Raw genomic sequence first — 13,675 nt, forward strand, 5'->3', positions numbered from 1 at the left:
TCTTCAACATCAACCACTCCAGTTTGGATCACACGTTTTACCCCAAATCTGTGTCCAAAAAAACCGGAGGCGCCGCACCGGCAGCGTCGAGCCTACCGTAATGTCGTAGGTTTTGTCTTCGCGCAAGACGATGTCGACAATCCGCGCTCGTGCGCTCATGTTGTTATCAATGGCTAGTCGCGTCACATCTGCCAGTTGGTGCATGACTTCCGTCGGGAACCCTTTGACCGAGCGAAGCCGAATGCGATGCTTGCCAAGCGTGCGCCAATCAGTGTCGAATTCCATGACGTCCTCCTTGTGGTCCAAGTGCGCGGATAGTATGGGCCCCAGAGTTGGTTTTCAAGACCCAAAAATTTGATGGAGTGAGCCCTTGAAATGCCTCACCCAACTCCTATATTTCGCGTTGCACGGCAGTCGCGCACATGCTGCGTGCTTCAACTTAATTTGTCGCGGGCACGAAGGCCTGCTGAAGTGCAGCAGCCCGTCATGCCGCGAGAGGAGAGCGAAAATGAGTGATGCTTTCATTGGACCCGACCTCGTCAGTGAACTGGACCGTCTGCAGCGGCAGATGTCCGGCCTGTTCGGCGGGTTTCCCACAAGCCTTCGTTCGACACGAGCCGGGACGTTCCCACAAATTAACATCGGGTCGACTGAGAATACGGTCGAAATCGTTGCTTTCGCACCAGGGCTGGACGTGAGCAAAGTGGACGTGTCCGTCGACAAGGGCCTACTCACGATTGCGGGTGAACGAACGACCGGCCATGCACAACCGCAGGAGGGTGCGCGACAGTATGCCCAGGAGCGCTTCTCTGGGTCCTTCCGGCGGGTTATCGAACTCCCTCAACAAGCCGACCCGGACAACGTCCAGGCAAGGTATATCGACGGATGTCTCCTCATTTCAGTCGGTAAGCGGGAGACGTCCAAGCCACGTTCGATTACTGTTCAATGAGGTGACGTTATGAGCGACAACACACAAATCACCGAACGCGACCAGGGCGGCGTTGCTCGTCGAGACGCCGCGGACGCACGCCGGCGCCAAACATTGACGCCCGCAGTTGACATTGTCGAAGACGGCCACGGGGTCACCCTGTGGGCAGACCTGCCAGGCGTCTCGAGAGACAAGCTTGAAGTGAAGGTTCACGACGGCAGCCTGACCATCGATGCTGAGTCAGTAGTCCCGGTGTCGGCGAACCTGCAGCTTGTCCACACCGAAGTGCGGGCGCCTTATTTCTCTCGCACCTTCACGGTCAGCGAGGACTTTGATACGTCGAAAGTCGAAGCATCGTTAAAGGACGGCGTACTGATGTTGACGATTCCCCGACGCGAAGAAGCGAAGCCGCGACGGATTGAGGTGGCGGCAGGCTAGTTGATAGGCGTGCGGCGGCGAGGCGAGCGCTTTGCCGCCAGCGCCAATCGGAACAACAGTTGTCGGACGGGCGCGCATCCGTTCCTATGGGACAGTAACCTGCTTGAGGAAGTAGGCGGCCTCGCTCCTATCGATTTGCGGAAGTAGAACATGCGGCTTGTCTAGAACAACCGTATCTTCATCCGGTCTCGACATGCATCTCTGCAGATGGCGAAGACGATTGAGGTGCATGGTCTCGGTGTTTTGACATCGCTGGGACAACAATTTTGAGAAATGCGCGCGAACTCAGCTCGCGCTTGCCGCTATTTAACCCGTGCTGACAGAGGTGCAATCACGGCTTGCAGCATTTGAACCTCCTCGATACGTACCTCGAGCCGTGGGGATTTTTGGCGGCTGAAGCAACGGTTGTTTCACCTGTCCGTCCTCGTCGAGTCACGGAATCAGCCGAAAATCAGACAGGGGCCGAGACCCCTGCGAGAGTGCTGTCGATAGTCATAAGTGTGCGGTGGACGGCATTCGCGCGTGACGACCGCCTTCCATAATCATGCTTTCATGAGCAGGCCGCCAATGGGGAGCGCGATGGTGACCGACCGAGGGAACTGGACGCAACGTCGAGTCCAAGTCATGGAGCGGGTACTCATTGTCGACGACTACCGGGGGGCAGCCGTCGCCACCGCTGAATGTCTATCTTTAGAGGGGCTTCGAACAAGAGTGGCGGGAGGTTGCGCCGAAGCCCTTGAAATCATTCGGTACTGGTCGCCGGACGTGGTGTTGCTTGACCTGATGATGCCGCAGCGAGACGGCTTCGCGACTGCGCGTGCCATCCGCGCAAATCCTAATTCGACTACGACGTTCATTTGCGCGTACACATCGAAAGACGGTGAGTTCGTCGCGCGAAGCCGCGAAGGGGTGTTCTTCGACGGATATTTCAGAAAGGGCGCGTCGCCCGACCGCCTTCTATCATTCCTGCGCTGTTTATGCGTATCTCATGAACTTCAATGAGTGACAGTCGCCCATGGCGACCCAGCATGCAGTCGCTTCCTCTAGTGTCCACCCCTCCTTCCCTTGACTACGCCCAGGAGCCGGCTGGAAGGTAGATGGCGCGCCCTACGAGCGTTGGGCGCTGTCACCGGCGACGGTTCGAAGGTCGGCATCAATCGGTAGCTTCAGTGATGCGCATACAGTGGCAAGAAAGGGTCCTTCGAGCGCGGAGAGCCCTGGCTCCACGGTCTGGACGCGCCGACTGTCGCGATGGCCGATGGGCACACCGGAACTTCGGTGCGAGGAGTCGAAAGACTGAGCATCTTTGTAAAGTCGTCGGCCGCGCGAACCCGCGCCGTTAGGTCGAGCAGCCCATTAAGTCCAAGCAGCTTGTCCGTTGTCTTTAGAATCGATGTGTGGTCGTATAGCGAATGGTCGATAGTACCGGCCGGAACGAAGGGAGAAACCACGATAGCGGGGACCCGTACTCCCAGCCTGTCGAACGAGAAGTTATGAGTCTTCAGGCGGGCGTTCTCGGCTGAGCCGGGCGGTACGGCCATGGGAGGTGTCACATGGTCGAAGAAGCCGCGGTTTTCGCCGATTGTTACGGGACTGTCGGTCGACCTGACTGGTTCGTTTCGGTCAGCCCTTCTTTTGGGAGCCGCAATCTGCTTGATTGGGTGCATCAACATGCTTTTCACGGTCAACAAAATTGTAGATGAAGAGGCAATCGAAGACGCATTGAAGAAGCGTGCATTGCGTTGATTTGGCTTTGTGCGCCTGTTCGCAACCGTGCGCGATACCGCCGGGGACAGCGAGAAGCGATGTTACCGAAACTGGAAATGGTAATCCTATGAATAAGCAACAGTGGTACAAGCAGCAGCTTCGCATTTAACAGACCGTCCTGCGTGAAGTGGACTTGGTTGGATACGATAGTGAGAAGGTCGTCGACTATCTGATGTCGGTCGATGCTAACTGTCTGGTAATAAACGCCGGCGGCATCATCGACCTATTTCCCAATCCTCTTGAGTTGAGTAATCCGAGTAGGTTTTTGGGAGGTCAGGATATTCTGCGGGAACTTTGCGACGCTTGTCGGGCGAAAGGGATTCGGGTGATAGCGCGCGTTGACTTTCGCGGGGTGGAGCGGCGCGTCTTCGAGCAAAGGCCAGACGTGTTTTCTGTCGATGCAAATGGGTTCCCGCGGATATCCCGCTACCTCGGCGAACCGCTCCCTGAGACGCTGTACACGCCGTGCTATCTGAGTTGGTACCGGAACGAGCATGCGTTTGAATTCGCCAGACACCTTATTCGTGAATATGGGGTGGATGGGATTTGGGAAAATGCCTCGGTCCATGAGGGAATTTGTTACTGCAAGAGATGCGAGGCGGCTTATAAAAGTGAGGTCGGAGAGGGGCTGCCTCGCGGTGGCGTGTTCGCGGAGGCAGGATATGACGGGTATCGCGCCTGGAAAGCGAGGAAGTTGCAGGAGCATCTGGAGAACTTCCGGAGAGAAATCAAAGCTTTTGGCGACGACAAGGCGTTTTGTGCGGAAATCTTCGGTCTGTTCTATGACCTCTACGATTTCGCGGGCCACGACCTCTATAACATCAAAGAGGCGATGGACTTCCTCGTTACGCCTTTATTTGTCGCTAACGATGAGCCGCTCAGCGCGCCGACCATTCTCACTAAATTCTTGAAAGCATTGGACGCAGACAAGACGCCTGTGGTGCTGTTTGGGCATCTGGGAACGGACAATCAGCTTCGGTACGTATCGAACTCGCCCAGTGAACTGAAGATTTGGATGTGGCAAGCAATCGGTTCAGGCGCATCGCTCTGGGATGTCATCTTCAACGGGCAACATGCCGCTGCGACCTACGACCGGCGCAATGAGGCCCTCGTCGCCGAGGTCTTCCGAACGATGAAAAAGTTCGAGCACCAGCTTCACAATCGGCGTCCGGTCGCGCCTGTTGGCATCTTCTTTTCGCAAAAGACCAACCTGAAGCGCAGAAGGCCGAACCGCGATGAAGACCACTATCTTACGAACATTTTAGGTCTTGACCAGGTTCTTACCGATTCGCACATCCAATACGACTTCGTGTTGGACTTGAACCTTTCTGCTGAAGCCATTCGTGGAAAAGAGTTGCTAATTCTTCCCAATGCAGAGTTCATCTCAGATGCGGAAGCCGACATTATCCGGGAGTTCGTCAGAAATGGCGGAAAAGTGATTGCGACCGGAGCAACGTCACTTGGTGATGAAAGCGGGGCTCGGCGCGAGAATTTCGCACTGAGCGACGTCCTTGGCTGTGACTACGCAGGAACTTCCGTAGACGCGTCCAAGTGGGGATATCAACGAATCAAAGAGTCAGCTCATCGGGTCTTCAGCGGAATGGAGAAGACCGAACTTGCCGCGAACTGGGGACAGTCTGTATTAGTCCGTGAGCGTTCTCACGACGGCAGCAAGGCTCTCGCGACGTTCGTCCCTCCCATCTATCCGCAGCCTCCCGAGAAATCATGGCTAACGTCCATGGATACGCCATATGCGACTATCTTGGAGAACCAATTCGGCAACGGGCGAGCAGTCTATTTCGCCACCGAAATAGATAGAAACATCTGGCATCACGGGCACCTCGACTTCTCGACGCTGCTCGGAAACGCGGTTTCATACATGCTCTCAGACGAGCATGTGCTAGAGACCAATGCCCCGCCGAGCGTGCAGATGACGCTTACCGAGGTGACTGGCGAGGCACCAGGCGGATTTATCCTACACATGGTCAATCTTACGTCTACGCCGCGCAGGCCGGTTGCAAACATCATTCCGGTCCGGGATTTCTCCGTGACGCTGAAGCTTCCGGCTAAGGAGTTTGTTTCTTGCGACGCGCTTATCGGAAATAAGGAAGACGTTAATGTGTCGGCGCACGAGGTCACGTCTGATGGCGACCTTTGCGTGAGGTTGTCGATTGGTCAAATCGATGACGTACTGAGTCTCCACTTAGTAACCCAATAGTATTCAGCCTTCCGCGCAGCTCGGTCATCACCAGAGGAAGACCGGACTGCCGCGGTGCAAGCGGAACGTCACGAGCATTTCACTCCATACACATGGACCGGCTCATATGCCGTTAGGTATCCGAAAAATATACGGCAACATTGAGGAGATAAGCCATGAAGAAGTCAACGAAGCTTAAGATGCTTAGTGTAAGCGTTGGAGCACTGTCAATCGGGTCCGTCCAGGCGCAAAGCAGCGTCACCCTCTACGGCGCACTAGACGCCGGCTTTACCTACACATCGAATGTGAAAGGCTCGTCACTGTTTGCATTGACAAGCAGCAACGAGGCGGGGAGTCGGTGGGGCCTCACCGGGACCGAGGACTTAGGTGGGGACCTCAAAGCCATCTTCACGATGGAGGGGGGATTCAGTACGACCACCGGGGCAGTCGGGACTAATGGAACGCTATTCGGGAGGCAAGCGTTCGTGGGTCTATCCAGCAATCAATACGGTACCGCGACGCTTGGTCGTCAGTACGGCGCGTCCTACACAGCAATTACGCAGATACTCGCCTTGCCAGCAGGGGGAACCTGGGCGGCCGCTGGTGGTGGGTATGGCACGCACGCTTCTGACGCCGATAACCTGAATAGCGCGAACCGTATCAATAACGCAATCAAATACCGAAGCCCCAATTGGGGTGGAGTGACCGTCGTTGGTCTTTACAGCTTTGGGGGAAAGGCCGGTGATTTCACTCAGAATAGTATTTATGACGTTGGCGTGGCCTACGATAACGGGACGTTCAGATTTGGAGCAGGGTACTTTTTTGCGAAGAATCCGAATTTCTCGTTCTGGGGTGATAAGGCTAATGACAGTCCCAGCGGGAACAACATGCCGAACGTGATTATCTCCGGCTATGCATCGGCAGGCTCGGAGCAAATCATTGCGGCAGGCGCGGGGTACACGCTTGGCAGCGCCATCTTTGGAGTTATCTACAGTAACGTACGCTTCAATAACCTAGGGTCCATCGCCGGCGTAACCACTGGTTCCGCGGCGGGCTATCGCGGTTCTGCAACGCTCAATACGGGAGAGGTCAACGTGAAGTACCAGTTAACTCCCGCGCTTCTTCTTGGCCTCGCCTACAGCTACACAAAGGACAGCGGTGCTGGTGAATCGGGTGGGGCTACCTATCAGTCAGTGGACGCAGGGGCGCTCTATTCCTTGTCGAAAACAACGTCGCTTTACGCGATGGGTGTTTATCAGCGGGCAAGCGGTACGAACTCGCTTGGACAGAAGGCGGTTGGAGCCATATTTGGTAGCGCCGGCCCGTCGTCAAACAATCACCAACTGCTTCTGACTACCGGCCTGCTACACAAGTTTTGAAGGGCTGCAACTTGAAGTGTGATGCGGATGCGTGCTCGACTACGGTCTGAGCACGTTCAGGCAGGGACAGTGCCGACGTCACTGCGCCTTGTTGAACCGCGTGGCTCCCTATAGTATCCGACCCGCGTTCGCAAATAAACGTGCCCGGTCGGACGTTGTAGCAAGGAAGACAGAGATTTGACTTCCGCCACAGTGGAGGGAGTGCGGAGCACGGTACGCTCTTCAATCGGAAATGTTTGCGCCTGCTGAGGCGAAGACTTCTGCTAAAGAACCGCGCGTCAATCGCGGACCACGGAACATACGGTGCGGCGGACCCGCCTTGAAAAAGCAGTGTTCCAGGTAAAAAAGAGCGTCTCGCGGGAGGAGTATCGCGGGACGCTCAAAGCGCTCGCGCGCCACCTGAGTCCTACCAACTAATAGCACGTTCTAGAATTAGCTACGCCATCTCTGAAAGCTGTCAGCTCTCCGCGTCGGGCTGTTTCGATGGGTCCGCTTGAACGAACGCATCCAATTCCATTGCATTGCCGGCAATCCGCGTGATTGTGGGATATCGCTCAAGTGATATCTGGAACCGGCGAGCATTCCAGACTTGTGGGACGAGGCAGATATCCGCAATCGTAGGCGAGTCGCCATACACGAATAGGCCAACACGCCGGTCTGCTTCAAGCTTTTTTTCCAGTGACGTAATCCCAATGTCAATCCAATGGCGGTACCACGCGGTCTTTTGGTCGTCCGTGATACCGATAGTCTGGCTCAGGTACTGCAAGACTCGAAGATTGTTGATTGGATGCACATCACATGCCAATTGAAAAGCGACTGAGCGGACATATGCCCGGTCTATCGCTTCGGAAGGCAGAAGCGCAGGAGACGGATGCAGTTCTTCGAGGTATTCGAGAATGGCTAGCGACTGGGTTAGCGTGTGCGCGCCATCCTCCAGCGTCGGAACAAGCCCCTCCGGATTGACGTCCCGGTACACCTCAGAGTGCTGTTGACCTCCTCCGCGGAGGAGGTGCACGGCGGCGTACTCGTATGGTAGACCCTTCAGGGCGAGTGCAATGCGGACCCGGTACGATGCCGAGCTTCGAAAGTAGCTGTAAAGCTTCACTGGTCGTCCTCCGACGAACCGAGCTCGAGCGCGGGCGTTATGACACCGGCGCACGGACCGAATCCGACCTTGTAGCCATCGCCTTGACACCATCCCCGCAAAACGATTTCGTCACCATCCTCGAGGAAGCTTCTGACCTCGCCATTCGCGAACTTGATAGGTGACTGTCCGTTCCACGTCAATTCGAGCAGACTACCGAACGTGCCGGTGCCGTCACCGTCGGAATTGGTTGGTCCGCTGATAGTGCCAGAGCCCATCAGGTCTCCGACCCGTACATCGCAGCCCGAGGACGTGTGATGAGCGAGTTGCTGAGCCATCGACCAATACATGTACTTGAAGTTCGTCCGGGCGATGGTCTTGCCTGAGGGCGCGAAACGAGGTCGCAGTTCGACTTCGAGTTCAAGGTCGACGCCACCGTTTTGTGCGCCTCGCAGATACGCCAAGGGACGCGGGTCCTGACAAGGTTGTTCGACCCTGAAAGGCGTGAGCGCGTCCATGGTCACGACCCACGGAGAAATCGTCGTCGCGAAGCCCTTCGAGTTAAACGGACCAAGAGGTTGATATTCCCATTGCTGAATATCCCGAGCGCTCCAGTCGTTTAGCAGCACCATGCCGAAAATGTGCGAATCCCCGGCCGCAGCGGCCACAGGTGTACCGAGTTTGCTGCCTACACCGACGAAAAACCCTGTCTCTAGCTCGATGTCAAGCCTTCGCGACGGCCCGTACGTAGGACGGTCGGACTCGGGCGTCTTCCGTTGCCCATTCGGTCGTCGGACCGGCGTTCCACTCACGACGACCGAGGACGCACGCCCGTTGTAACCAATCGGAATCTCGAGCCAGTTGGGCATGAGAGCGTTCTTCGGGTCACGGAACATCGAGCCAACGTTTGTGGCATGTTCGCGCGACGAATAAAAGTCCGTATACCCAGGGATGTCGAAAGGCAAATGCATAGTTGCCTCCGACTGGCGCACGAGAGCGCGTTCCCGAAGCTGGGCGTCATCGCGCAGTTGTGCATTGTCGGAGGACAGGAGCGCGGAAAGCTGAAGGCGAAGACTAGACCAGACCGACTGCCCGAGCGAAACGAAATCGTTGAGCCTTCCTTGTCGGAAGACGCTCCTCGGATTCCCGTCCTCGTCCACCAACGAATAGGGCACGGTGATGAGTCGAGCGCGCTCGAGCGCGGCGAGGTCGAGAATCCAGTCGCCGATAGCGACTCCGACTCGCGCCGATGCGGTCGAGTCGCTGAAAACGCCGAACGGAAGGTTCTGAATGGGAAAATCACTTCCTTCGACGTTTGCCGACTGTACCCAACTTCTCAGGGACGGGCGATTTGTTTGCGCCAGAATGTCGGCGTGGCTTATAGAAGAGCTCATGACTGGCTTCCGGGATTGAAATTGTTCGTCAACCCCTGCCAGCATTCGAAGTATTCGTTCTGCAACTGGGACGTTTCAAGGGCGAACTGGGTCGGCTTAATCAGCGTGCGGGTCTCAAACATGAATGCCATGGTCGAATCGACTTTGACTGGCTTCGACGTGTCGGACGTGGAGGCCTTGTCGAAAGTGCCGGCGTCGGGCCCATGGCCAGACATGCAGTTATGCAAGCTCGCCCCGCCGGGAAGGAATCCTTCCGCTTTTGCGTCGTACTCGCCGTGAATCAGCCCCATGAATTCGCTTGCAACATTGCGATGAAACCACGGCGGGCGGAAAGTATCCTCGCCCGCAAGCCAGCGCGGCGGGAAGATGACGAAGTCGATGGTGTCCACGCCCGGAGTGTCGCTCGGGGATTGCAAGACGAGGAAGATGGACGGGTCCGGGTGGTCGAAGCTGATGGACCCAATCGTGTTGAAACGACGGAGGTCGTACTTATAAGGCGCGAAATTCCCGTGCCAGGCGACAACGTCGAGCGGCGAATGGCCAATATCTGAGCGCCACAGGTTGCCGTTCATCTTGGCCACCAACTCGAATTTCCCTTCGCGAACTTCGTACGCCGCGAGCGGTGTGAGAAAGTCACGGGGATTCGCGAGCCCGTTTGACCCAATGGGGCCAAGGTCGGGAAGCTGGAGAAGGGCGCCGAAGTTCTCGCAGACGTATCCGCGTGCTTCGCCGTCGGGCAATTCGACGCGGAACCTCGTACCGCGCGGAATTACCGCAATCTCCTGCGGCTCGATGTCAAGCAATCCGAGTTCCGTGGCAATGCTAAGGCGACCGGCTTGAGGAACAATCAGCAACTCCCCATCTGCACTATAGAAGAAGCGGTTCACCATCGGCTGGTTAGCCGCGTACAGATGAATGGCACACCCGCTCATAGATTCGGCCGAACCGTTGCCCGCCATCGTGACGAGCCCGTCGACGAAGTCCGTCGGCTGCGTAGGAATCGGCAGCGGGTCCCAGCGCAGTTGATTCGGCGGAGTCGGAGGAACCTTCGAGAAGTCGCCTACAAGCCTGCTGTTCTCTAGCAGCGTGAACGGCTTATGGACAGCGGCGGGGCGCACGCGGTACAGCCAAGAGCGTCGATTGTGGGAACGCGGTGCCGTAAATGCGGTGCCAGACAATTGCTCGGCGTAAAGGCCATAAGGTGCGCGCTGGGGGGAGTTGCGTCCAACGGGGAGCGCGCCAGGGATGGCCTCGGTCGCAAATTCGCTTGCGAATCCAGATTGGTAGCCTGCTGGGTGGGCGGAGTGCGCTGAATCCGATGGTGCTCGCTTTAGTTGAGCGTTGCGCGAAGCGGTTGCCGACTGAATCGGCTCGAATTGTGATGCTTCTTGAGTCGGCTGGTCCACATGGGGCTCCGAAGAATTTCGCTGGCCGTGGCGCCGGTCGCCCGACGCGACCAGCGAAGCAGAGGGATTTAGCCCTCCAACGTTTCCCACATCTCTTTATCGCGCTGTGCCGTCCAGATGCGCGGGTCCGGGTACTGCGTGGCTTCGTCGTGTGCACGCGTCACGTCAAACGGCATGCAATGGTCGAAGATGACCCAATCGCCGAATTTCGGTTTGAGCTCCGCGTAAGTGTCTTTGTAGATTGCGTTCAGGTCTTTGCCCTCGCTCGCACCGGCCTTGACCTTGCCGTAGAGCTCGCTGACGAACGCGCGGGTGCCCGCCAGGCCGTCGGCCACTTCCTGCGGCGTCTTGAGCGCGGCGCCACGTCCCGGCACGAGTTTTTCAGGCTTCAGTGCGGCAATCGCATCCAACGTTGCGGGCCAGTCCTGGAAGTACGCATCGCCGGCGTAGGGCGTCGCACCATATTCAACGAGGTCACCGGAAAGCAGCGTCTTCTCTTGCGGAAGCCACACGACGGTATCGCCCTTCGTGTGACCCCGACCGAGTTGCAGAATCTGGACCTCGAGCTTGCCCATCCAGAGGGTCATTTTCTTCTGGAAGGTGAGTGTGGGCCACGTCAAGCCCGGAACCGACTCTACTGCATTGAAGAGGCGCGGGAAGCGTTCAATCTCGCTCTTCATGTCCTGTTCGCCGCGTTCGACAATCAGGTCGTAGGTATCCTGGCTGGCGATGATTTGCTCAGCGTTGTAGGCGGACGCGCCGAGCACGCGAACCGCGTGATAGTGCGTCAGCAACACGTATTTGATGGGCTTATCGGTCACCTCACGAATGCGGCGTATCACGTCTTGGGCCATCACTGGGGTTGCTTGTGTGTCGGCCACGAGCACCGCATCGTCGCCGATGATGATGCCCGTATTGGGGTCTCCCTCGGCAGTGTAAGCATAAGCATGCTCAGAAAGCTGCTCGAACGTAACTTTCTTCTCCTCTACATCCGCGTGCGAAGCGAATTTCTTCTCTGACATGGTCCAGCCTCAATTTGGAAAGTTGATGGGGAATCTGCGCGTGCCTAGAGTCCGCTGCAGCCGTTGGTTGAATTATACATAGACGAACATAGTCGTATATAGACAATTTCCCCAATGCTTCGCATACATCGCACGAACGCTATAACGACCTTGCGGTCGAGGTCTAAGAAATTATACCTATGCAATTAAAATTGCAAACAGCAAAAAACAGCGTACCATTCTCCTGTGCGGCGTCACGGGGGCGCCAAGTCATGGTTGAAGACTGACGCGTCCTGTCGATGCGTCTTCTTGGGAGAGAGGCAATGCCTGTGGAAAAGGATTACGAGTGCGACGTGCTGGTCATCGGGTCGGGCGCGTCGGGGATGTCGGCAGCGGTGACGGCTGCCTCGAAGGGACTGAAGGTGCTTGTTGTAGAGAAGGAGCCGAAATTTGGAGGCTCGACCGCGCGGTCCGGCGGTTGGCTTTGGATTCCGAACACCTACCTGGCGACTCAGCAGGGCATCTACGAGCCGGAGGGAAGCGCAAAGACCTACCTTGCTCACGAAGCAGGCGACAGTTTCGATGCGGAGCGCGTGGACGCTTTCCTGAAACACGGCCCAGAGGCGGTCGAGCACTTCACCACGAAAACAGCCGTTCGTTTCGACATGCCGCTGGTTTTCCCGGACTACCACGCCGAAGCCCCCGGCGGGCGGCAGGGCGGTCGCTCAATGGTCACGCGACCATTCGACGGACGCGAACTTGGGGAACACATCAAGGACTTGGCTCCAGCCCTGCCTGAATTGACGGTGTTCGGGATGATGCTAGGCTCGGGAAAGGAAATCGTGCATTTCATGCGCGTCACGAAATCACTTAAGTCGGCGTGGTATGTCACGAAACGACTCTCGAAGCATTTCCTGGACGTCATGAAGCATGGCCGAGGCATGACGCTGACCAACGGCAACGCGTTGTCCGGTCGCCTTGCGAAGTCGTTGTTCGACCTCAATGTCCCGCTCTGGCTCAACACCAAGGCGAGCTCGCTGACATTCGAACGCGGCAGAGTTACGGGAGCGATTCTCAGTCGAGAAGGCAGGCCCGTGCATGTGATTGCGAGGCGAGCGGTCGTGTTGGCATCTGGCGGTTTTCCGTACGACATCGAGCGACGCAAGCAGATGTTCGCGCACGCGCCCACTGGCCAGGAGCATTTCTCGCCGTCTCCGACCGGCAACACTGGGGACGGATTGCGGCTCGCTGAATCAGTTGGAGGCGAGGTCAGCACGACGCTTCCCAATGCCGCCGCGTGGGTACCGGTGTCGTTGCTCAAACGCAAAGACGGGACGACCGGCATCATGCCGCACTTCATCGACCGGGCAAAACCCGGCGTGATTGCGGTGCTCAAGAATGGCCGGCGCTTTACAAACGAAGGCAATTCGTATCACGATTTCGTGCAAGCCTTGGTGGCCGCTACGGAGCCGGGAGCAGAGATTTCGGCGCACCTCATCTGTGACCACAAGACCTTGCGCACATATGGCTTGGGCAGCGCAGCACCGTTCCCAATGCCTATCGGGCGCTATCTGCGCACGGGTTATCTTGTTCGAGCTAGGTCAATCGATGAATTGGCAAGAAGCATTGGCGTAGATGTCGATGGCCTGCGTCGGACTGTCGATGGTTTCAACGACGAGGCTAGACTCGGCCGTGACCCACAGTTCGGAAAGGGAAGCCTCGCATACAACCGCTATCAAGGTGACGCACTCCATGGTCCGAATCCATGTGTCGCTCCGATTGAGCGCGGCCCGTTCTATGCACTGAAGGTGCGTATCGGCGACATTGGCACGTTCGCGGGCCTGAAAACGGACGCCAGTTGCCGCGTGCTCTCGAAGGACGCAGCGCCGATTGCTGGCCTTTACGCGGTCGGCAACGACGCGTGCAGCATTATGGGCGGCAACTACCCGGGGGCGGGCATCACGCTGGGACCGGCGCTTACGTTCGGCTACATCGCCGGAACAGCGATTGCCGACAGTAGCGCTGGCGAATTCCCCGGAGCGGGTTCTTCGCCGGTGGGAACGCTGGCGTTCCAGCGCTAG

General features: G+C 57.2%; 11 protein-coding genes and 1 pseudogene. 6 read left to right on the forward strand and 6 right to left on the reverse strand.

From position 1 onward, the window contains the following. Nucleotides 1–66: 66 nt before the first annotated feature. Nucleotides 67–285, reverse strand: a pseudogene (locus tag AWB78_RS28870) (hypothetical protein); the annotation flags it as partial. Between the two features lie 223 nt (nucleotides 286–508). Here AWB78_RS28870 and AWB78_RS28875 point away from each other — a divergent pair. The 3 genes from AWB78_RS28875 (at nucleotide 509) to AWB78_RS28885 (ending at nucleotide 2,368) form a co-directional block, all read left to right on the forward strand. Next, nucleotides 509–949: an Hsp20/alpha crystallin family protein gene (locus AWB78_RS28875; protein WP_062609720.1), complete on the forward strand. Its 441-nt coding sequence runs from the start codon at nucleotides 509–511 to the stop codon at nucleotides 947–949. Nucleotides 950–958: 9 nt separating this feature from the next. Further along, entirely contained in the window at nucleotides 959–1,366 is a 408-nt protein-coding gene (locus tag AWB78_RS28880; RefSeq protein ID WP_062609722.1) for an Hsp20/alpha crystallin family protein, read from the forward strand. A 624-nt stretch (nucleotides 1,367–1,990) separates the two neighbouring features. Then, nucleotides 1,991–2,368 carry a response regulator gene (locus tag AWB78_RS28885; RefSeq protein ID WP_157697652.1) on the forward strand — a complete coding sequence of 126 codons (378 nt, stop codon included), beginning with the start codon at nucleotides 1,991–1,993 and terminating at the stop codon, nucleotides 2,366–2,368. Nucleotides 2,369–2,532: 164 nt separating this feature from the next. Here the strand turns inward: AWB78_RS28885 and AWB78_RS28890 are convergent, their stop codons facing one another. Next, nucleotides 2,533–3,039 carry an alkaline phosphatase family protein gene (locus AWB78_RS28890; RefSeq protein ID WP_157697653.1) on the reverse strand — a complete coding sequence of 169 codons (507 nt, stop codon included), beginning with the start codon at nucleotides 3,037–3,039 and terminating at the stop codon, nucleotides 2,533–2,535. Nucleotides 3,040–3,266: 227 nt separating this feature from the next. Here AWB78_RS28890 and AWB78_RS28895 point away from each other — a divergent pair, with 227 nt between their 5' ends. After that, entirely contained in the window at nucleotides 3,267–5,351 is a 2,085-nt protein-coding gene (locus tag AWB78_RS28895) for an alpha-amylase family protein (RefSeq protein ID WP_157697654.1), read from the forward strand. 155 nt (nucleotides 5,352–5,506) lie between these two features. After that, the gene (locus tag AWB78_RS28900) at nucleotides 5,507–6,709 is read left to right on the forward strand and encodes a porin (RefSeq protein ID WP_063959037.1); all 1,203 of its coding nucleotides are present in this window, start codon (nucleotides 5,507–5,509) and stop codon (nucleotides 6,707–6,709) included. A 457-nt stretch (nucleotides 6,710–7,166) separates the two neighbouring features. On the opposite strand, the gene maiA is transcribed toward AWB78_RS28900, so the two are convergent. The 4 genes from maiA to AWB78_RS28920 form a co-directional block, all read right to left on the reverse strand. Further along, nucleotides 7,167–7,814 carry a maleylacetoacetate isomerase gene (gene maiA, locus AWB78_RS28905; protein WP_062609730.1) on the reverse strand — a complete coding sequence of 216 codons (648 nt, stop codon included), beginning with the start codon at nucleotides 7,812–7,814 and terminating at the stop codon, nucleotides 7,167–7,169. Beyond that, nucleotides 7,811–9,187 (reverse strand): fumarylacetoacetase, encoded by a 1,377-nt coding sequence (fahA, locus tag AWB78_RS28910; protein ID WP_062609732.1) that lies wholly within the window; start codon nucleotides 9,185–9,187, stop codon nucleotides 7,811–7,813. Before fahA ends, maiA begins: the two co-directional genes overlap by 4 nt. Then, nucleotides 9,184–10,593 (reverse strand): homogentisate 1,2-dioxygenase, encoded by a 1,410-nt coding sequence (hmgA, locus tag AWB78_RS28915; RefSeq protein WP_062609734.1) that lies wholly within the window; start codon nucleotides 10,591–10,593, stop codon nucleotides 9,184–9,186. Before hmgA ends, fahA begins: the two co-directional genes overlap by 4 nt. A gap of 68 nt (nucleotides 10,594–10,661) precedes the next feature. After that, on the reverse strand, nucleotides 10,662–11,615 hold the full coding sequence (locus tag AWB78_RS28920; protein WP_062609735.1) for an MBL fold metallo-hydrolase: 954 nt from the start codon (nucleotides 11,613–11,615) through the stop codon (nucleotides 10,662–10,664). Nucleotides 11,616–11,917: 302 nt separating this feature from the next. On the opposite strand from AWB78_RS28920, the gene AWB78_RS28925 reads away from it, so the two are divergent. Next, nucleotides 11,918–13,675 (forward strand): FAD-dependent oxidoreductase, encoded by a 1,758-nt coding sequence (locus AWB78_RS28925; RefSeq protein WP_062609737.1) that lies wholly within the window; start codon nucleotides 11,918–11,920, stop codon nucleotides 13,673–13,675.

The sequence above is a fragment of the Caballeronia calidae genome (assembly GCF_900044055.2).
Taxonomy (GTDB): Bacteria; Pseudomonadota; Gammaproteobacteria; order Burkholderiales; family Burkholderiaceae; genus Caballeronia; species Caballeronia calidae.